The organism is Maridesulfovibrio spiralis (SeqCode) (genome assembly GCF_048571135.1).
In the GTDB taxonomy this organism is placed as follows: domain Bacteria; phylum Desulfobacterota; class Desulfovibrionia; order Desulfovibrionales; family Desulfovibrionaceae; genus Maridesulfovibrio; species Maridesulfovibrio spiralis.
Genome location: NZ_CP182344.1, coordinates 2,916,111 through 2,936,834 on the forward strand (window position 1 = coordinate 2,916,111; position 20,724 = coordinate 2,936,834).

A 20,724-nucleotide genomic window follows, 5' to 3' on the forward strand; every position below is an offset into this window, starting at 1 on the left:
TATCAATAACTGAGCCTTATGTCTAAAACAAAATATAAAAAATTAACAAAAACTCATATCCCCCTAATAAACCGCACTTTATATCGACATAAATCGATTCAGCCGGGCAAAAAGGTTGTCACTCGTCCCAAAGAGTACTAATAAGTACTATCTGGTTATACGAACACACAAAAAACGCGATAAGCAAGAACGGCATATTAGACATGGAAACATTAGGGACATTTATAAAAGAGAAAAGGGAATTTCTTTTGAAAAATGATCGGTCATTTTCACAACTTCAGATTGCAAAAAGAATAGGCATCGAACAATCCTATTTGAGCAAGATTGAACGTGGAGTAGCGACTAAATTATCAGAAGAAAAAATAATATCGCTGGCACAGATTTTAAACGAGGACCCTGACTATATGCTGGCATTGGGCGGTAAAGTATCAGAAGATGTTCTTAATATTATTCAAGAACGCCCCCGAATTTTTGCACGATTAGTACGCCAAATGAAGGATATGCCTAAAGACCTTATTGAAGCTGATCACGAATTTAAACAAACGCAGGTCAGAATAAGCCACTTGTATGACTTAGCTTTGCTGGGATTTTTTCATTTTGCGGATACTCAGACACATTCATCATGGTCAAAACTAACCCCAAGTCTACTTTGTCTGTCGCATGATATTTCGCCAAGTATGGCCAACCTTAAAGCTGCACTTTCACCTGAAAGTGAAGAGATGTTTTCAAAACTTGAAAAGAAAGCATTTCAATCCCGACAGCCTTATGAATGTGAATTAAGAATAAAAAGCGAAGACAAAAAACCTCGATATATTGCAATATGGGGTGACTCAGAGATTCTTCCCGATGGATCAACTGTCCGCCTTGGACTTATTCAAGACATTACTCAACAAGTTCTTTCAAGAGAAGAAATAAAACAAGCGCACCAAGCTCTTAGTGGCACTGTCGAGGAACAAACAGAGCAACTGGATAAAGGAATTAAAAAACTCAAAAAAGAAATTTCTACCAGAAAAATACTAGAAGCAGAGCTACGTGAAATAAACGTAGAAATAGCGCAGCAAAAAGAAATTCAAAGAGAATACTTAAAAGAAAATGCTTACGAGCTACGTTCGTTAATAAATAGATTAGCCACAGAAAGCACAAATCTTAATGAGTCTCCATCAGGGGTGCTCAACGATATCTCAATGATTATTAACAACATGAATGATTTTTTTGAAATAGAAGCTGGGGTTTCCCCGCAACTTGATTCCTTAGAGTCAGTAACATTCTTGGAAAATACCATTTCTGACATTCAAGGCAGACATCAATCATCTACTGAACGCCTCAGATTTGATTTGTCTCCAGATCTTCCAACATCCATCCGTGTAGATTCACTACGAATGCAACAAATACTACATTCTATTTCAACATTTATTATGCAGAATACACTTTGGGGATGTGCTTCGATCGCTATTGACTATTCTAGTGATGACAACAGTATATTTATGCATTTCTCTTCACCTAAAATAAAAGAATCAGTCACAAAGGAATCTTTTTATCCAACAATTCGCAATGCTCGGCAATCCCCACGAACATGGAACCTTATTACAGTTGGCCCAATTGTAGAGGGACTGGGAGGGCAATTATTTGTTGATCAGACCACAAACAACGGCTTAAATATAACTGTTATTTTGCCTATTGAAATATCCGAGATTGAGCAGTCTTGCACAACTAGAAGCTTGCCGTTTCTTATTGTTGAAGACGACAAATACAGCAGACTTTACTCGGAACGAATTATTCAAAAGCTCGGTTATGAAGTGGAAAGCGTGGCAACTGGCAAAGAAGCACTTAACAAAATTCATAAGAATAAATACAGTACTATCATACTGGATATTCAGCTTCCTGATATAAATGGGATTACTATTGCAGAGGCAACTAGAGAATTAGAATGTCCGAATCACAGTTCACGCATTATCGCCGTCACCGCCCATGCAACACCTGAAGACCGAAACAACTACGAAAAAGCAGGCATAGATAATTTTATTGCAAAACCATTTAAATTAGAAACTTTAGCTCAAATTATTAAAACCAAGTAGAGCATTAAGCTGCAATATCTACCGTTTTTTATTTAAAGTTCTTTTCATCAACGCCAGCAGATCATTAATCTTTATAGGCTTTGATATATGTGCATCAGTTCCCTCTGCTTGGAAAACGGATTGGTAATCCCCCCGAAAATTAATTGTTCTGAAAAGTAGAATTTTCTCGTAAAGAAGACCGAGGAGATTCAGATGAAAAAGTCACGCTACAGCGACAGTCAAATTTTGAGTATTTTAAAGCAGGCCGAAAACGGTGTTCCCGTTGCCGAGCTTTGCCGTGAACACGGAATGAGCAGTGCCACGTTTTACAAGTGGCGTTCCAAGTATGGCGGTATGGACGCATCTTTAATGGCCCGGATGAAAGAACTGGAACGTGAGAACCGCCAGCTTAAAAAAATGTATGCCGAAGAACGATTGAAAGCGGAAATCGTCAAGGAAGCTCTCGAAAAAAAGTGGTAAAGCCGTCTTGTCGGCGCAAGATGGCAAAGGCAGCCGTGAAGGAAGAGAAGGTCAATATCCGTCAGGCGTGCGAAGCTTTTAGCATCAGCCAAACTTGTTACAGATACGAACCGAAGCTCTCCTCTGAAAATGAACTTATTGCCGACTGGCTGGTCCGGTTGACGCACAACCAGCGCAACTGGGGTTTTGGATTGTGCTTCCTGTATCTGCGCAACGTGCAAGGCTTTTCTTGGAATCATAAGCGCGTTTACCGGATTTACCGAGAACTTGAGCTGAACATGCGCATTAAGCCTAAGAAACGGCTTGTGCGTGAAAAACCAGAACCTTTATCCCAGCCTGAAGCTGCCAATCAAATTTGGTCCATGGATTTTATGCATGACCAACTTGAAGATGGGCGCAGTTTTCGTTTGTTGAACGTAATCGATGATTTTAATCGTGAAGGCTTGAGCATCGAAGTCGATCTGTCATTGCCTGCGGATCGTGTTGTTCGAACGCTGGACCAGATTATCGAATGGCGTGGCAAACCCGAAGCAATAAGATGCGACAACGGGCCTGAATATATCAGCAACAGGCTACTGTTATGGGCTGAGAAAGAAGATATACGACTCGAATATATCCAACCGGGCAAACCGCAACAGAATGCGTACGTTGAACGCTTCAATCGGACCGTGCGGTATGACTGGCTGAGTCATTACATGTTTGAGAGCATCCAAGAAGTGCAGGATTACGCGACCAAATGGCTCTGGACATATAACAACGAACGCCCCAATATGGGCATTGGCGGCATCACCCCGATGCAAAAACTGAGAATGGCTGCATAGCCTCTACTTTTCAGGCCCCCTAAGAATGGGGGGACTACCGATTCGTCATCTTTCATGGCACAGGATGTCATTGCTATAATAGGAATATCACGACTGAAATCACCAGTTGCACCACTTCTTATCTTCTTTATGACAGAGAGCCCTTCCATTTCTGGCTGTTGGATATCGATGAGAACCAAATTATACGTCTCGTTACTAAGAATATTTAAAGCTTTTTTCCCATTCTCAGCAACGTCAACATCAAAGCCTTTTTTTCGTAGCAATCTGTTTAATGCAAAAGAATTACAAGCTTCATCTTCTATAAGCAACACGCGTGCATTGGTTGTAGAATTTTGTCTGTTTGATTTACTCGTATTACTATAATTAAGAGGAGTAACTTCGATAAGTTGGTCAATTTCTACTTCACCAACCGGAATTGAAATGTAAAATGAGGTCCCACACCTCAAACTACTATCCACGCAGATCGTTCCGTCCATTAAATCTACAAGTCGCTTAACGATTGGTAAACCCAAACCTGCTCCTTGGTTATCCTTCGTATATCCCTGTTTCAGTTGACCAAAAGTAGAAAAAGCAAGTTTTAGCTGAGACGCGTCAATACCAGGCCCTGTATCCGATACAGTAATCAGTAGGAAGTTTTTAGAAAAAGAATCTTTTTCTAGAAGTGCGAGTTCCACACTAACGCTTCCCTGTTTGGTAAACTTCAACCCGTTGCCTATCAGATTGAAAAGAATCTGGCGCAATCTCACTTCATCACTAATCAAATACTCAAGGTCATCGGGCGTGATCTTTCTCTTTAATTCTAGACCATTTTGTTGTGCTGTTATTTCTAAAAGACTTAGCACTGACTCCAATAGATTTGGAATATGCACTTTGGCTTTGGACAAAGTCAGTCTCCCAGCCTCTATAGCTGAAACATCGAGGATGTCAGTCAGTAAACGAGTCAGTCGCTCCCCTGAAAAGATAGCTTTGTCAACATAATCATTTTGTTCATGAGTTAAGCTCGAAAACTTAACCAATTGCAACATACCAAGCATACCATTTAATGGTGTGCGAATTTCGTGACTCATATTAGCTAAAAATTCAGACTTAGCTTTATTTGCGACTTCAGCTGCTTCCTTAGAGATTATTAATTCTTCTTCAAACTTTTTTTGTCTTGTTATATTACGTGCGACGGCATAAAGATTACCATCTTCAATTGAAGGACGCGAGTGCCAGCTTAACCAAATATAACTCCCTGATTTATGGACATATCTATTTTCAAACCCAAGGATATTTTTTCCCTGAGTTAACGAGTCAACAATGATTTTATGGGTAGACTCAACGTCATCTGGATGAATAAATTCAAAAATAGGATGACCAAGTAAATCTTGTTCATGATACCCCAGCTCATCATGAAAAGCTTTATTTACCTTTGTAAATGTCATTCGATTCAAGTTTACCACGCAAATTAAATCGAGAGACATTTCAAAAATTCGTTCAACATCCTCTCGTGCTTTATTTCGTTCAGTAATATCAGCAAAAATACAAGCAAATTGATTGTGTTGTGGGCTATATGCGGTAACCTGAAAATATCGACCAACTTCCTTTGAAAAATTTTCAAAAGAAATAGGTTTCCCACTCAAAGCAACTTGCCCATATAACTCTATCCAGTATGGTTCTGTTTCTGGCATCACCTCTAAAACTGTCTTGCCTATGACCTGTTCTTTTTTTAATCCGACCATAACCTCGAATGCTGGATTAACAGCCAAAAACCTATAATCAATAGGTTTACCGTAATCATCACAAACAATTTCATGAACAGCGAAACCATCCAGCATTTCCTCAAAAAGACGCTTGTAATCTTGTTCCAACTGTCGATAGGAAGTAATGTCTTTAATAATAGCAAGAGCTGAGTGAATCTCTCCAGTACTAGACCTTTCGGGGACAAGTCGGATATTAAATACGCAATTATCGGCATACCCTGAAAACATAAATTCATCTTCAAATTCTTTGTCAGTCTCGAAAACTGACTGAAGGGCATTTTCCCAATAATTACAAGTTTCAAGCGAAAAGCCTAGATCGCTATGAGTTTTTCCCAAATATTCATGCTGAGGAATTGAGCTATACAGTTTAATTTTATCCGAAATGTAAAGATGGCGACATTGGCGATCAAAACGAGCTACGATATCTGGTATTCCTTCTACAAGTGCTCTATATAACTTTTCACTATTATCCAATTCGTAAAGGACTGCTTTGAAGTCGGTGATATCCTGATTGGCTCCTATTGTTTTTAAAGGTCTGCCGTGATTATCACAAATCAAAAGAAAACGAACTATAATGTCACGGACCTGCCCGTCTCTGCGAACAATTCGATGCTCAATTTGTCTAGAATAACTTCTATCGCCAGATGTTAAAATTTCATCAATTGCTGTTTTAACAATTGACACCTCTTCTGGATGCACAAAAGATTTTGCATATCTTGCAGCAGACATTAGGAACCCGCCTTCAGCTTCAACTGTCGTGCTGTACAACTCATAAAATTCATCATTGAAGGTGAAAGTTTTACTCCTAAGATCTAACTCCCAAGGCGCAATTGATGCCATGCTCATAACAAGCTTAAGAGTTTCCTGATTATCTGTGAGTTGTTTGAGGTACCGCATCCGATCTGACTGAGCTTGTTTCAGTTCTGTAATTTCAGTGGTAAGGGTAGCAACTCCAATTGGTTTCTGAGAGTTGTCATGAAATATAGGAAACTTTTTGCTCAAAAAAGTTCGATCTGCACCATCAGCAGATTTAAGGAATTCTTCAACAGTTAAGACTTTTCCTTTAGGAAGCAGCAATGCCTGACGATCATTTTCAATATAAGATTGTATCTGTTCCTCTGAAGCTATCCCCGCAAATAAATCTTTATCCGTTTTTCCGACAATATCTTCAACGCTATGATAGCCGGTCAGGCTCATGTAACCAGCATTAACCATTAAGTAATTTAATGAAGAATCTTTATATACCGCGATACTATCGGAAGCATTTAGTAACTCAGTAAAAAGTTTATTATTCTCTTCTGCTTTATTCTTATCTTCAATGAATCGAGCTTGCTGCAAATTTTGATACGCCAATAAGGAAAATTGTTTTGCAAATGAGTAAAGAGCCTTGGCAACAAGTCTAAATTGATTTTGAGACATTACAGGAACATCGTGAAAAGCAGCCAGCAAATCATGTTCATTCACATCTATTTTCTTTGCGTAGCTTAATATACGCTCATCATCGATGTCTTTATCTCTAACTTGTCCTATAAGCCAGTTCGCAATATGTTTCCCTCCAACTGTGATACTGGCTCCAGCATCCCACAGTCCTCCACTAAGACATTTTTTAATTTTTGGACCTTGAGTATTTCCAACACCAATAATAGAATCTGAATATTGACAATTGGCTATGCCTTTTTCTGACTGGCGTACTATTTCCTTACAAAAACGAGTAAAGTTGCTCGGCTTTGTTATAGGGATTCCTTCAGGAGTAGTAATGATGGACGCCACTCCTGTTGCTACAGCAAACTCATTTTGAATTTGCTGAATTTCATCAATATCAAAAAGAGTTTCAAACGTAACATCTGATAGATCTCCACTAGGCTTAGTGAGAGCGACGATTTTCGTTTTTAATATTTTCTCAAAGTTTTTGCGTTCACTAATGTCGCTAAATAAGACATGGTGCACGCCAGAATTGCCTATGAATTTTATAGTAACTTGAACTTGAACATATGATCCATCTTTGCGTTTATAGCGTCTTTCCAATCTCAAAACATCTTCGATTTTAACTTTTTCTATATTATCTTCGATGGTTATTGAGTTAAGATCTTCAGGGTGGATAAGATCTCTGGCGTTAATCCCAATAAGATTTTCTGGGTTATCGTATCCTAGAATTTCAGCAGCGGTTTGGTTCGCATCGGTAATTATGGATTCCTCATTAGCTAAAAAAATACCTTCACCGGCATAATCAAAAAGAGCTTTAAACTTCGATTCCGAAGCAATTATTTTATTTTCATTTTTTTTCTTTTCTAGCAGAAGCAAAGCGTTGGAGACAAAAGCCTGAATTTGAACAACGTCATCTTCTATATAATCGGTATTTTTATTTGCGACAGCAGCAATAGCAATCATCTTGCCGTCCCTTATAACGGGAACAGATAGAACTCGATCTAGAGGAACATGACCACATGGACAACCTTCAAATATCCCAACTTCTTTCTTACAATCATTAATCATCAAAACCTTGTTATCCAGAGTAGGTTTTGCCCAGATGCCAGCATCCTTAATAATAGAAACTGATGGTTTCAAGTCGATCTTACAGTCAGACCAAGTATTCAAAGACCACGAGTTATGTATTAATCCTTTATCATGCTCATCAATGATTCCAAAAAAAGAATAAGAGCTATGCGTTGCCCTTTCTATTTCTTCAAGGATTAAAGAAGATATTTCCTCTTTTGTAATATCGGTTAATTTAGCAATGTCCCAAAGGGCTTGTAATCTATCTTTTAGATGGTTTCGTTCGTTAGTAATTTTTTTTTTTTGTTATATCAAGAGTAAACCCATCATAGTAAAGACCTTCCTCGTATACACCTGTCTTAACAAAAATAGCCATCCACATGAGATAACCATCTTTTCGTCTTAAATGGATATGATGATTATAGAGTTCACCGACAGAAGTAAGTTTAAACTTAATTTCATTTCGTGCTTCAGGATCAACATATAAATTTTGGATATTAAAATCAGCTTCAAACAACTCATGTTTCTCGTACCCGAGCATTTGAGCAAAACGGTCATTTAAATATAAATATTTTCCTTTTGGAGTTGATCTGAAAATACCTATTGGCGATTTCGAAACAATATCTTCATATTTCTTGTCAGATTTGGCTAGTTCAGCTTCAAAGTTTTTTCTCTTCGAAATATCAATAAAGGTATTTAATACTGCGGCGGTACCATTCCAAAAAATTTTATTGCCAGAGACTTCAACCCAAAACGTCTTGCCATATCTGTCCACCAACCGAATCTCGTACCGAGCAATATTATTGACTCCAGATTCTCTCTGCTCATGGTAGGATCTGGCTAGATCAAGATCTTCAGGATGTATGAATTCAGTAAAATGAAAAGATAACAATTGATTTAAGGAACTATACCCCATAAATCGAATGAAACTCTCGTTGCAATATTCCAGATGTCCTTCACGAAAAACAACAACACCTTCTTGAATATTATCAATAAGTACTTGGAGTTGATCTGCCATGGTCTAACCCAAAATATTATTTGTCTTCATATGTAGCAACTTTTTTAACGTGAAACATTCTCAATTAGAGTCAATTTAGCACAACTGCCTGAAATATACTACTATAGTCTACTAATAAGTTAGTCATTTTCATTTGAATTTCTAGAACACCACCATCTGATCCACAGAATCACCAAAAAAATCACCAGCCCCCAGTGACCAAATCAAACCAATCAGGATAACCTTCAATTTTCAGAATTATTTAACAATATGAAATTGAAGGAGATTTACTGATGCACGGACTTGACGATTCACTGTTCAATGTAATCTTTTCATATACCAGAAAGCAGGCAATCGAAGACGGAAATTTAATCGATGTGACCGGGCAGGCCAAACAGACCGGATTCAAAGTTCCTGTAGCGGTGTCTCTGAACCTGTATGCGAAATACATCACTCCACTAAGCGGACTCGAAGGTGAAGGGCAGAGCATTGAAGGACGACTTCACGATCTGTTCACCGTGTGCTTGTTAGCGATGCAGGATAAACTCGACCAGAGCAGGATAAGTTTTCAGGTCTTATTTTTAACCAAGTCATCGCCGAGGACCCTTGAAGAGGTAGAAGTTATCTGCCAGTGCGGTCCAGATGACGACATGAAGCCTTGTATTACCCTGATGCTACCGGATGATGATTAAAAATGAATAAACAGGCGCAGTTGTAGAGCAGTTGGGTTTTGGGGATTTGGGACAGGCTGCCTGAGTAATTATCGAGAAATGATCCGAGTGATACCGTAAAGCTGGCGCAGGGTGTTATTGTCAGCTTTGGAAATATAGTCGCTCATGAGTTTTCGTAGGTCTTCCGTGGACAACTGGAACTCTGCGGTATCGAACAGTTCGGCTACAGATATTCCAAGTGCCTGTGCAATCTTTCCCAACACGTTGATGGTCGCATTGGCCTTCCCACGCTCCACATCGCCTAAATACTGCACAGAGATTCCACACAGTTCAGCAAGCTTCTCCTGTGTCAGTCCTTTTGATTTTCTCAACGATTTCAAATGGTCACCAAATACGCCTTGTAGGTCTTTCATCGTATCCTCCAGATGTAACCCAAAGGATAGACGAGTATTGTGAGTTTAAAAATAAAGTATGGACTGCTTTTTGCAAGTTAATATCAAATATATACGATGTTTTGACCGTAGATGTCGACTGAAACGTTTGTTTGCTTGGATTTGATGGAATTTCTGGAACTGGAATTGGAATGTGAGCAGGGAAATTATTTCCTGTGTAGCTGGAGTGGATAAAGAATGAGCTTGACCATTAACCATAATTTGATGGCAGGTAGTGCCGCCCGGAATTTGAATACCCATTATGGAGCTTTGGGTACATCGGTTCGGAGGCTGTCTTCTGGATTACGAGTAGGAACAGCAGCAGATGATGCTGCCGGACTGGCGATACGTGAACTGATGCGTTCCGATATACGGTCCCTGAACCAAGGAATCAGAAATGCCAATGACGCTGTATCCATGATTCAAACCGCTGATGGAGCATTACAGGTCATTGACGAGAAGTTGATCCGAATGAAGGAGCTGGCTCTGCAAGCATCCACTGGAACCTACAATTCAGATCAGAGGATGTTGATCAATTCCGAGTTTCAGGCAATGGCAATGGAGATTCAGAGGATTTCACAGGCTACCGATTTTAACGGTATCAAGCTGCTGGATGGTAGTCTTGATGGAACTCATGACGGATCAGGGTTGACCTCATCAGGAGCAGCAAAGATTCATTTCGGCACCGGGAATGACTGTGCTGAAGATTACTACTATGTGAATGTAGCCGGTTCCAGTTTGGAAAATCTAGGATTAGGACTATCCTTCTCCAGTAATATCGTAAGCATTAATAATCGAGTTGAAAATGGTGGCTGGGTCGAAGGACAAATTTCAGGTGTCGTCCCTTACGCCTACATACCGAAGGGCTCGACCAATATTACAATTCAACTGGATTCCAACTACATACACAACGGTGCTCAAGGTAAAGATGATGACATAGCTATTTTTACCCGTGACGGTCACCATATAGCTGGTTCACCTGTCGGGGATGATCCAGCAACCTCAACACCTGCCAGTAACGATTTCGTGTGGTCGGAGAATGGAATTAATTCATCGAATGTTGATAGCACGTTTATTACCGAATCCAATGGGTTCTATACCGGGGCCACATACAACAGTGACGACATAAATACCGGAGGCAGTTACTCCGCTAACTCAGGAACCAACTCGACCTTTTTCCGAGGTATGACTGTTTCATCTGGAGGAGATGGAAACTGGCACGATAGTGTCCACAACAACATCACGAGTGATAGCGGATTCACTGTTGATTATGTGCATATTGATGTCGCGACTGAAGACTTGTTGCTTTTCAGCATTGGGTCAGGAGCATTTTCGATCAACACCGCTTGGTCGTATATGCCGGAAGTGAATTATTCCAGTGTTGACGGGATGCAGGTTGTCGATATTAGCACACAGTCAGGAGCACAAAACGCTCTTGAACAAATTGATAATGCAATGGTTTATAAGGATGATATTAGAGCAAATCTTGGAGCCATGCAGAATAGATTGGAAAATACCATTACAAACCTATCCATTCAGGCCGAGAACTTACAGGCTTCCGAATCCAGAATATCTGATGTGGATGTAGCTGATGAGATGACTGAATTAACCAAAGAACAAATTTTAACTCAGGTGGCTACCGCTATGTTGGCTCAGGCCAATAGTTTACCGAAGATGGCTATGCAATTAATTGGCGGGTAGGGTAGACCGATAAATTGATGATCACAATTTCCCCCGAGATTACGCTGAAATTAAAAATGATTCGAATTGATCTTTTTATTTCGGTAGGGACCTCGGCTGTGTACTGGTTTAAATAAATGGTGCCTATTCTGGATTTTTTATTGTTCATGACAACGGCAGCGTCCATGAATCAGGGGCACTGTCCAGTTTTTAAATTCCAATTTTCCAGCTCCAACGTCCCCGGCAGCATCCATCAAAATCCTTAGCACAAAACAGCCCCTTCCTGCGCATTTTAATTTTTTTCTGATGGTTGGGTCACTCCTGCAATTTTACTCTTTTTAAAACTTGAATGTCCGTTTTTAAGGGAAATTTCCTCGGCTCCGGGTTGGTTAATTGAATTTAAAGTGTGGCGGGGCTGCTTGGCACTAGACCATCACAACCACCGCCTTCGGAAGTTCAGTTTCAGCGTGTCTGGAGTTTATCGGGAGTCAGCTCCTGCGTCTTCAGTTTTAATCAATTTTAAAAATCTCCGTTCATCAAAATATAAATTATAGTTTATAAATATTAAAATAAAATAATCTGTAGACTACATTTGCTCATGTGGTTATAAACTATATACGATTATTTGGCAATTTAAGACGTGTTTAGCTTGTGAATTGATGAGATGGCTGCTGTAGCTGGTTATTTTCGAATCACAATTGTTAGAGAGATATTATCCATAAAAGGAGGTAGTTATGGCTGATACCAAGACTTGTCACAAATGCGGTGCTGAAAACCTGTTGAAACAGAAGAATTGTTACAATTGTGGAGAAAAGCTTTCCTTCGGCTCCAATATTATGCACCTGATCAAAATGGGTGGGATTCTTCTGGTGATCTATGTAGTGGCGAAGTTCTTCGTCAATTAATGTGGTATTCTCCCGGGACCTCGGCGGTTTCGGGAGAATAATTATTTTTGATAACGGCAACTTTAGCGAATCATGAAATTGTCCGTTTACACAGTCTCAACTCCCCGACGCCGGGCTGGTCATTCTAATGAAATAAAAATGGCGGGATTGCTTGGTCTTTGGACCGTACAACCCCGCCTACACATTAACCACTTCTAGCAGAATGAGAGTCTACCCAATACTCTCGCCGCTAGCTTTCAGTTTAAAGCCAGATCACATGGTAGTCATCAATCAGCTTCGCGCCAATGTTTTCTTTTTTATTGTAAGAAAGGAAACGGATCGGTGCAGCGATGTTCAAGAGGTCACCTGCGATAGCCACAGTATTGATGAGGTCTGCTACATAATCATCGTGGGAGTCTTTATTCTTGATCTCCTTGATGTCTTTTGCGTGACTGTGCATCCCAGCAGAGTCCAGAGCTGCAATCATGTTGTTGAATCCTTGTCCACGACTGTTAACAGGTTCCACAAAGATTTCTTCAGGATTGAGGTCGAGGATTTTCTGGAAAGTAGATTTGATCTGCTCAAGCGAGGTCATGATACCGGGCATGCAAGGGCATACCATTCCGTACATCCTGAACCCAAGAGCATGTGCCTCTGTCATCGCTTCATGACGCTCCTGAATAGTGGAGGTGTTGGGCTCAACGATGTCAATGAAGTCCTGCATACTGGCCGGTGCAGTGATACTCAGAGAGAACAGGATACGATCTTTGTACTCGGTGAAGTCCTTGAGTACATCAACGATACCAGCATTCTTGGAGAGAACTCTGATCTGGCAACTGGAGTTGTTGGTCAGGACTTCATGCAGGCAGTCGCAGAACAAGTTGGTGTCCTGAACAGCTGGGCTGTATGGATCAACTTTAGTGCACATCATAACTACATCTGATTCGGTCAGCTTCTTAGCATCAGCTGCAACACGTTTGGGTGTGCCAAGGTCTATACACGCAATCTGTGCATTATGCGTTTTCTGAGCGGTGGTTCCGTGTTCTTTGAAAACACGATTAGTCCTTGCTGCTGCAATGGTGGGAGTGGAACAATACAAACATCCATGATCGCAGATCAAACCGATGTCCAGTGAACAAGTGCAAAGTTCTTTTTTGTTAAACTTTACTGTTCTATAAATTGCTTGTTTGCGTTCAACTTTTAAACACTTTTGATGTTTAATTTCTAAACATCTTTCGATAATTCCTTTGGACATTAAATTCTCCAATTTTAACCTTTGAGGATAGGTCAAACAGGAGAATTTCAGATGCCGTAATATGGGCAAAAGAAGGCAGAATCCCAGAAGGAAGGGAGGGGATATGTGTGGCTGCCTTGATCATTTTTGTCCTTAAATATTGAAGAGTTTAGTTTGTGTTTCTTTTCTGAGAAAAAAATATAATTACTGTGCCCATGTTGGCAAGGGGTGAACTTAATAAAAAATTTAAAAAAAATAACATACTGTAAATATATATGAAATGAATTGGTTTTGATGTCGATAATTGCTGCTGAGGACGAGTATATGAATTTCCCCGCTTAAGTGATTTTGTCGATGGTTTGCATAGATATTTCTGGATAAAGGAGAAGTCTATGGCCAAATCAATTAAAAATGGTAATAGTAAAAACAAATTAGCTAATATTATAAATCTGGTCGAGTTCGGTGCTGCACTTGCGGTTGTTTGTGCAGCCTGTTTGTTGCTGATCTGCTAATGATACGCTCCCGGAGCCTGTGTGGTTCTGGGAGATTTTTTTGCTTATTATTTGATAACGGCAGCGTTTATAGGACAGCTTGGTCAATTTACCTTACTCCCCGTCTTCAGGCATTTCAGTTTCAGTGTGTTTGAGGTTGATTTGGATTCAACTCTGGTCTCTTAGAGTATAATCTATTTTTTTGAATATCCATTAGCTGCAATGCGATTATACCGCAAAGTTGGTTGACACTGGCTTGATAGCTAAGTATTCAACATACATTAAAGTACGGTTCTACGCTGTGCATTTATATCAAATTATTTATTAGCCACTCTCTTTTCTTGGGATGCAGAGAGTATCGCATTGTTGCGATTGTATAGGCCACGAAGTCATACCCGCAGAAAATGTTGCTTAAAGCAACTCTGTACTTGCGACCAGTTCGCAGGAGGGTATAACTATGACAATTTTTTTTGTTTTTATTTGTAGCTGCATCCCAGCAGTCCACTTTTATTTTGCTCACTTTGATGAGTGCCTGTCTTCTGCAAATCGGCCTTGCGGTTGGTCTTGTAGTGTTTTCTTTTGCGCTTCTGGTTTTGTTCTGGTGGTGCTTCATGTCTATTAATCAGTCAAGACCTACTGGAGGGTACATTGAAGACCTGCGTGAGGCGTATGCAGGCGTATCGCTGTCACCGATTGTTGAAGGGTTGATCTACCCCGGCCTCAATGTGTTGATCGGTTCTCCGAAAGCAGGAAAGAGCAACTTCGGGTATCAAATTGCCGAAGCTGTGACCAATGGTACTCCTGTGTTCGCAGGCTCAGAAGGTTTTAGAGCTACCAATGGTAAAGCGTTTTACCTGTCCTTGGAGGAGCAGCCTGAGCTGATAGCAAGTCGTACCAACAAAATGAACATGAATGCTGCAAAGGACATGCTGTATGTTGAGACGAAATTCCCTACGATGGCAGGAGGCGGACTCGTAAAAATCGGAAATATGATGTCCACTGAGCCGGAACTTAGTCTCATCGTAGTAGATATTCTTGAACGCTTTAAAGGCGGCCAGGGGAGCAGTTACAAGGCTGATTATGCCAACCTGTCACAGCTTCATAAGCTCGCCAATGAGTATGGTGTAGGGGTTGTGCTTCTTCATCATACCACCAAGAAAATCCCTAAAAACTGGCAGACCGCCGCATATGGTACACAAGCTTTGACCGGGGTTGCAGACACAACCGTACTGATTGACCGCCCTGAGTTCACTTCTGACGGCAGGCTGTGCATAACTGGTCGGAAATGTTGTACAAGCGAGTGGGCCACGAAATTCGATAACACAACTTTGCGTTGGCAGATGGTTGGCGAAGTCAAAGAGACTAGTCTTACCGAAGAACGCCGTGATATTATGAAAGCCCTTCAGGATAAGTGTGGTGGCTTCATGTCACCGAAAGAGATTGCTTGCAATACCGGCCTCAACAACAAGAGTGTTTATAACATCCTGAAGAAGCTGGAGAAGATTGATCTTGTCGACAAGGTTAAGCATGGGCAGTACCGCCTTACTCCTCTTGGGCTGAAGGCTCTGGCAGATTAACAAACTCCGATGGAAATCGGAGTCTAGTCTACCAATATTGTTAGGTAAAATGGGTTTTGATTTCCATCGGTACAGGAGGTAACGATGGAAAAGGTTACTGAAATATCGGGTTCTCAAATGAAAACTCTGGCGAAGCTGATGGAATCTCTGCATTTCATATCAGATATACAGATTGTTGATGGGAAGTTCGTGCAGGAGATTGATAAAGATACTTTCATCATTGCAGACCTCTCCAGCCTTGTTGGTAACACAACCTTGCATCTGATGAACGACAGGCAGCAGGTTAAGCTTTTGAAGGCGATGAATGCCGGAAGCGAAGATGTGGTGGTCTATGCTACAGAAGAGGATTACCATTTTATAGGCGGTTCTTTTGATATTCCGGTGTCGTGTTATGAACCTTTGGTAGATAGGGAAAGTTTACCTGATATTCTTGGAAGTGATATACTGTCCATGAGTTTTGACGCTGGATCGGCTGAGAGGAAAACATATAAAACTTTGCTTGAAGGCAAAGGTCCGCTTCGGTTTGATTTTGACAAAGCCGGTGTATGCAGTTCTATTATGAATAAGCATGGCGGACAGTTTTGGCCGCAATCACAGAAAATGATTCCCACCGAGCACAGAGCAGATGTCGCAGGTGACCCTATTCTGAAGCTGCATTCCTTTTGGCTGCACTACCTGAAAGGTGAAAGTCTTGACCTGAAAATTGAAATGGTAAGTCCGGGCAGCGATGACATTGATACTAGCCAGTTCGACTACTGGCGGGTGTCTAAAGAAGCTGGTGCTGTGTGTGAGTTTTGGCTTAATGCTGAAGTAGAATTTGCCAGTGGGGTGTCTTTTACTTTGGTGGAGAAGCTCCTGCCTCAGCTTTATTAACAAATTTTAACCATACCATTTACTCAGGCCACTCCTTCTAACAGGGGTGGCCTTTTTTAGTCCTGAAAAGGGTCTGCTAGGCCGAGTATCTTAATATAGTGTTTGACCACAACCTTGAGACCTTCAATGTCACCATTTCGCAACAGCTTCATGCAGTGCTGCAACGCTGACAGGTTGTTTATGATCTCGTCCTTCTGGCTAATAGAAAAGTAGTCGGGGTGGTCTTGAAGTATCACACTGGCAACACGGTTGATGTTCAACTCGCTTAAATCGTCACACAGGTTGTATTGTTTTTCGATGTGCTCAAGAAAAAGATCCTGTTCCAAGTTACTGTACACACTCAGCGGTACAATGAAGGACACATCATCAAATTCCTTGAATTCTTTTTGACGATCCCTTTCGCTGATAAATCCATTATATAAAGTCTCATTGAAATAAATTTTTCTGAGCAGTGAATCAGGGATTTTAAAAATATTCTCGTACCGGTCCAGTGACTGCCCGTTGAAAGAATATGGTTTCAACTTACGAGCATCGTATAACCCAGAGCGGGTGTAGTTGATGGTGTCATGTGTAATTTCCGGGGTAGGTAGATTATGCTCGGAAAGAAAAGAAGAGAAAAGTTTATCGATTAAAATTAACTGGAATCTATCAATAATGTTGTAGATGCCAAGGACGTGGAGCTTGAACTGCTTGTTAGCCAGCGGGCCTGAAAGATGTTCTGCAAGACACAGGAAGGCCATTGCGGTGAATGGGGTGAAGTCCAATCTTTTGCCGTTCGCTTCTTCTGCCATTTTACGCAAGCCAACCTGACCACCAATCGCATAATTAGAAGTATATTGAGAAACATTCTGGCTCATGAAGATATCAGACCAAATATCGAATTGGGATTGAAACTTGAAGTGCCAGACGAAAAACCATTTATCAGCAAGAACAGGATTTTTTTTAATTACTGACAAAGAATCCTGAATCGATTTTTCGTTAAAACGTTTAAGGTTTTTCTTAGTCAAATGCCTTGTGTTCTTTTCTCCGCCCCAGATTGGTATGTCGAGTGAAAAAATGTAGTCGAAGCTGTCATTATGATATTCAAAGAATCTATTATAGCAGTCGATAAAATCTGTTGTCTTTTCGAACGGCACATCCCCGGTGATCATACTGTAACCACCAGAGTCAACATACAGCTTCAACGCGCCTATGTTCATCTGTTTGCGGTAGCTTTTCAGCTTTTGGGCAAATCCGGGTGTCGATGTAAAATCAAACTCTTTTCGGCCCAGAGCATGAATCAAGGAAAATAAAACCCGTTCTGATTGTCTCGCAGAGGCTACAGAGTAATCAATTTGTTTTGCTGGCTTTGGCGACTCGACATGTACATAGTGCATAAGATGAATCTCAAATTATTATGGTTAATTGTCTGGATAAGAAATTATATCCGTACAGAGAATTTAGCAAGTACTCGGATATTTAGGTTTAGGCTGCCGCCAGCACAGATGAATCACTGAACTATCGTTAACGTCCTTTTTAAATGGTTTATAGGTATATATAAGTTAAACCATTTAAGGAGGTTGCAAATGACAAAGAAGAAAAGCGATGAAGCTAAAATCAAAAAAGTGTTTGAAAGTAAGTACGATCCGAAGAAGCTGCGGGAAATGATCAATGCCGGTAAGACAGCAGATCAGATTCAGAAGGCAATAGGGATTGCAAGTAAACAATCTCTTCGTCAACACGTAATGAGGTTGGTCAATGATGACAGGATGTTTTATGAGGTCGAAGGGCTTTATACAAGATCCGGTAATACTGTTCGAGTTGGCAAACATGGATTGAAGCTCAGTCCAAAGAAGCTGGACACGCTCGGTGAATTCCCGGAAGGAACCGAGTTTACCGTTGAAGCTGATGGAGGGCAGATCATTCTGGAGATGATCTCTGCGGACGGTGCCGAGGACCCTGTAGAGGAAACTCCGGTTGCCGATCCTGAAGGCGAAGGTGATAATCTCGCAGGATAAGACCCCTCTTATCTCTCAAAAAGTCGTGGAAGAAATTCTGCGGCTTTTACTTTTTTTGGGGCCGGTTGAAATAAATTTTCTTTTATAGGTCATGTGAGTGCGGTACCTCTCCCCCTGAAAATCAAAAAACTTGATTTATTCTGTGGCAGGGCTCGATTTTCCCATCATATGGTGGGTACGTTACAGGAGTAACAAAATCGAATGTCACCTACATGGTTACAGCAGAAACCGTCAGCAGACCAGTAAAGCTTAATCAGGAGTATGTTGCCGTTATAGATAGAAGAAATATATTTAAATTAGGATGTTATCATCTTTTATCTCACCGATGAAATTTCAGAAAACAGGGAAATGAAACATGTCTATGTTGAAAAGATAATATTTATTAGATGGTTATGGTTTAAAATTATCTGATCAATATTATTACCGGATTAATAAGATGTATATTTGAGGAATATATATTTTGAATTTATATCATTATTTAAAATAGTTGTCTGGATTTATTTGATTTAAATAATGTGATTGGTTTCAATACTGGCTGTTGTTTGTTGGAGTTGTTTTCTGGATTCTGTGCATGACTATATTGATATTGAACGGCAGGATTTGCGCGTTTGCTGCCTATACGCTGGAGCTGCTTTGTGTGCAGATTAAAACAGGGAGAGACAAGCTAATGCCCCTCCCCGTTATCGACTCTGTCACTATGGTTTGTTTATACTGCTGCTCCATAAATGGTTTCATAAATTGGTTCGTTTATCAGGGCAGTAAAGAAGCCGGAGAAGTAATGGTCTTCAACGTAATATCCTACCGATGGCTTGTACTCACGAGCAATCTTCATTGCCTGTGTAAACCCACCACATTTTGCACTGCTATTCATCGCTTCGAAGAATTCTTTTTCGAACAATCCCACATCTTTGACATATGTATTTTTCAAGTATTTTTCATGATTGAATTTTTTGAACATATATCTTTCAAATGGTACGCTAGGAGACACAGTGACAGCTTTTTCTATTGTCCTCAGACCGTTTGCTGAAATTTTCCTGTTACCTAATTTGGCTTCTATTCTTACAGGGCATCCTTCCTTTTCTTCCTTAATATAAATTCGACCACCCATCGTTCTGGTATTTCTCACATTGCTCAAATATCGAGTTGTTTCGAAATCAGTTTGAGGCGTAAACTCACCTTTACGATGCTTCAGAGTAGCAGACGAAGCTAAGAACGAGAAAAACTCGCCGTTATCAGCAGTATAAAAATCTAAAGTATACTCGACCCTAGAGACACGATGGTAAAAACCATTAAAAATTTTAATCATATAGGAAATAACCTCTTGGTTTATATCCTTGAACTGGAATGTCGTGCCATATCTGCCGTAATGTTGAACAGCTACCATTTTATCTGACATTCCTAAAACCGGTACGTTTGTTTCATATACCTCTTCTACGGAATTGGAATAAAATCTTTTGCTAAGTACTTCAAAATTATCCTTTATAAACAGGTCCATACGATTAGAATTCATCACTTCGAACGGCACAGTGATATTAATGAAGTCGATGCTCGCTTCAATTCTGTAAAGCTCCTGATCCTTCTGCAATGGTTCACCTAATAAGTAGTCATAATATTCAAATGAATGTGGTAAATGTACGTGCATACTAATTTCCTTCAATAAAATTCTACAGCAATTATGTATAATCTCTTGCTGCAACAAAAATATAACAACTATTGACGATTAAAATTGAATAAAAATAGAATAATAAAAAATATTGAGACATATTAGTCTAAGTAATTAATTTTCATACATGGCTTAGTTAATAGCTGTGTGTTGTAAAATTCTTATTTTAAATAAAACCCAATAATTATATAAAATTTACTAGATTGGTATTTAATGTTCATTTCAAATTTTAAAATTCATAAATTTATTTCACGTATATTATATCTATAATTTTTTGACATGAAAAATCAGGACAATACAAGTACGATCTATTTTAATATTTGATAGAGATATTAAAAGTTAATGGTGAGAACTTTTGCAGAAGGAGGGCGTATGTACCGAATAGTGACTGTTTCGAAAGGGGCAGTCCTCAAGATTATTAAGTCCAAAGTTGCCAAAAAGATACTCAAGTCAATTTTAATCGTTCTTATCAATGAGAAAATTCGTTGAGTGTCTGGGAGGGAGGTACTTTTCGGAGTATCTTCTTCTTGTAGTTTGTTTTTCTGTCCCTTCCTGAATTCTATTGTGAACGGCAAGATCGTCAGCCTGATTTCCCGTCATCTACTCTGAACCAATATAGATATTTTCCTTCAAGGA

Annotated in this window: 14 protein-coding genes and 1 pseudogene; 9 read left to right on the forward strand and 6 right to left on the reverse strand. The window is 40.0% G+C overall.

From position 1 onward, the window contains the following. The first annotated feature begins 203 nt into the window (after positions 1 to 203). Together ACNI29_RS13095 and ACNI29_RS13100 are read left to right on the forward strand one after the other, a co-directional pair. Entirely contained in the window at positions 204 to 2,075 is a 1,872-nt protein-coding gene (locus ACNI29_RS13095) for a response regulator (protein ID WP_419778818.1), read from the forward strand. A gap of 192 nt (positions 2,076 to 2,267) precedes the next feature. Then, positions 2,268 to 3,355 (forward strand): IS3 family transposase gene (locus ACNI29_RS13100; protein ID WP_419778819.1). Its coding sequence is split into 2 segments (ribosomal slippage): positions 2,268 to 2,520 and positions 2,520 to 3,355, totalling 1,089 coding nucleotides; the frame shifts between segments, so codons are not numbered across the junction. Here ACNI29_RS13100 and ACNI29_RS13105 read toward each other — a convergent pair. Both ACNI29_RS13105 and ACNI29_RS13110 read right to left on the reverse strand, forming a co-directional pair. After that, the gene (locus tag ACNI29_RS13105) at positions 3,259 to 7,884 is read right to left on the reverse strand and encodes a PAS domain S-box protein (RefSeq protein ID WP_419782108.1); all 4,626 of its coding nucleotides are present in this window, start codon (positions 7,882 to 7,884) and stop codon (positions 3,259 to 3,261) included. The genes ACNI29_RS13100 and ACNI29_RS13105 overlap by 97 nt on opposite strands. After that, positions 7,877 to 8,608 (reverse strand): PAS domain-containing protein, encoded by a 732-nt coding sequence (locus tag ACNI29_RS13110; RefSeq protein ID WP_419778820.1) that lies wholly within the window; start codon positions 8,606 to 8,608, stop codon positions 7,877 to 7,879. Before ACNI29_RS13110 ends, ACNI29_RS13105 begins: the two co-directional genes overlap by 8 nt. A 272-nt stretch (positions 8,609 to 8,880) precedes the next feature. On the opposite strand from ACNI29_RS13110, the gene ACNI29_RS13115 reads away from it, so the two are divergent. Further along, a complete protein-coding gene (locus ACNI29_RS13115; protein ID WP_419778821.1) occupies positions 8,881 to 9,279 on the forward strand; it encodes a DUF6573 family protein in 399 nt (132 codons plus the stop codon). A 68-nt stretch (positions 9,280 to 9,347) separates the two neighbouring features. On the opposite strand, the gene ACNI29_RS13120 is transcribed toward ACNI29_RS13115, so the two are convergent. Further along, a complete protein-coding gene (locus ACNI29_RS13120) occupies positions 9,348 to 9,638 on the reverse strand; it encodes a helix-turn-helix domain-containing protein (protein WP_419778822.1) in 291 nt (96 codons plus the stop codon). 249 nt (positions 9,639 to 9,887) lie between these two features. On the opposite strand from ACNI29_RS13120, the pseudogene ACNI29_RS20135 reads away from it, so the two are divergent. From ACNI29_RS20135 to ACNI29_RS13130, 3 genes and pseudogenes are all read left to right on the forward strand, one after another. Further along, positions 9,888 to 10,451 (forward strand): annotated as a pseudogene (locus ACNI29_RS20135) (flagellin N-terminal helical domain-containing protein); the annotation flags it as partial. A 627-nt stretch (positions 10,452 to 11,078) separates the two neighbouring features. Further along, the gene (locus ACNI29_RS20140) at positions 11,079 to 11,390 is read left to right on the forward strand and encodes a flagellin (RefSeq protein ID WP_490722741.1); all 312 of its coding nucleotides are present in this window, start codon (positions 11,079 to 11,081) and stop codon (positions 11,388 to 11,390) included. Between the two features lie 713 nt (positions 11,391 to 12,103). Further along, positions 12,104 to 12,274, forward strand: a complete 171-nt coding sequence (locus ACNI29_RS13130) for a hypothetical protein (RefSeq protein ID WP_319779934.1) — start codon at positions 12,104 to 12,106, stop codon at positions 12,272 to 12,274. A 241-nt stretch (positions 12,275 to 12,515) separates the two neighbouring features. Here the strand turns inward: ACNI29_RS13130 and ACNI29_RS13135 are convergent, their stop codons facing one another. Continuing rightward, positions 12,516 to 13,508, reverse strand: coding sequence for a radical SAM family protein (locus ACNI29_RS13135; RefSeq protein WP_419778824.1), 993 nt, complete (start codon positions 13,506 to 13,508; stop codon positions 12,516 to 12,518). A gap of 1,081 nt (positions 13,509 to 14,589) precedes the next feature. On the opposite strand from ACNI29_RS13135, the gene ACNI29_RS13140 reads away from it, so the two are divergent. Then, the gene (locus ACNI29_RS13140; protein WP_419778825.1) at positions 14,590 to 15,555 is read left to right on the forward strand and encodes an AAA family ATPase; all 966 of its coding nucleotides are present in this window, start codon (positions 14,590 to 14,592) and stop codon (positions 15,553 to 15,555) included. Positions 15,556 to 15,639: 84 nt separating this feature from the next. Next, a complete protein-coding gene (locus tag ACNI29_RS13145) occupies positions 15,640 to 16,428 on the forward strand; it encodes a hypothetical protein (RefSeq protein WP_321402611.1) in 789 nt (262 codons plus the stop codon). Positions 16,429 to 16,484: 56 nt separating this feature from the next. On the opposite strand, the gene ACNI29_RS13150 is transcribed toward ACNI29_RS13145, so the two are convergent. Further along, complete coding sequence (locus tag ACNI29_RS13150) at positions 16,485 to 17,711, reverse strand: hypothetical protein (protein WP_419778826.1); 1,227 nt, start codon at positions 17,709 to 17,711, stop codon at positions 16,485 to 16,487. 282 nt (positions 17,712 to 17,993) lie between these two features. Between ACNI29_RS13150 and ACNI29_RS13155 the strand changes: the two genes are divergently transcribed. Next, complete coding sequence (locus ACNI29_RS13155) at positions 17,994 to 18,425, forward strand: hypothetical protein (RefSeq protein ID WP_419778827.1); 432 nt, start codon at positions 17,994 to 17,996, stop codon at positions 18,423 to 18,425. Between the two features lie 706 nt (positions 18,426 to 19,131). Here ACNI29_RS13155 and ACNI29_RS13160 read toward each other — a convergent pair. Then, complete coding sequence (locus ACNI29_RS13160; RefSeq protein ID WP_419778828.1) at positions 19,132 to 20,067, reverse strand: hypothetical protein; 936 nt, start codon at positions 20,065 to 20,067, stop codon at positions 19,132 to 19,134. Between the last annotated feature and the right edge of the window lie 657 nt (positions 20,068 to 20,724).

Excerpts from the sequence above, each read along its gene's own strand:
- ACNI29_RS13095 (WP_419778818.1), top strand. The coding sequence starts at position 204 with ATGGAAACATTAGGGACATTTATAAAAGAGAAAAGGGAATTTCTTTTG.
- ACNI29_RS13110 (WP_419778820.1), bottom strand. The coding sequence starts at position 8,608 with ATGGCAGATCAACTCCAAGTACTTATTGATAATATTCAAGAAGGTGTT.
- ACNI29_RS13115 (WP_419778821.1), top strand. The coding sequence starts at position 8,881 with ATGCACGGACTTGACGATTCACTGTTCAATGTAATCTTTTCATATACC.
- ACNI29_RS20140 (WP_490722741.1), top strand. The coding sequence starts at position 11,079 with ATGCAGGTTGTCGATATTAGCACACAGTCAGGAGCACAAAACGCTCTT.
- ACNI29_RS13130 (WP_319779934.1), top strand. The coding sequence starts at position 12,104 with ATGGCTGATACCAAGACTTGTCACAAATGCGGTGCTGAAAACCTGTTG.
- ACNI29_RS13135 (WP_419778824.1), bottom strand. The coding sequence starts at position 13,508 with ATGTCCAAAGGAATTATCGAAAGATGTTTAGAAATTAAACATCAAAAG.
- ACNI29_RS13140 (WP_419778825.1), top strand. The coding sequence starts at position 14,590 with ATGTCTATTAATCAGTCAAGACCTACTGGAGGGTACATTGAAGACCTG.
- ACNI29_RS13145 (WP_321402611.1), top strand. The coding sequence starts at position 15,640 with ATGGAAAAGGTTACTGAAATATCGGGTTCTCAAATGAAAACTCTGGCG.
- ACNI29_RS13155 (WP_419778827.1), top strand. The coding sequence starts at position 17,994 with ATGACAAAGAAGAAAAGCGATGAAGCTAAAATCAAAAAAGTGTTTGAA.
- ACNI29_RS13160 (WP_419778828.1), bottom strand. The coding sequence starts at position 20,067 with ATGCACGTACATTTACCACATTCATTTGAATATTATGACTACTTATTA.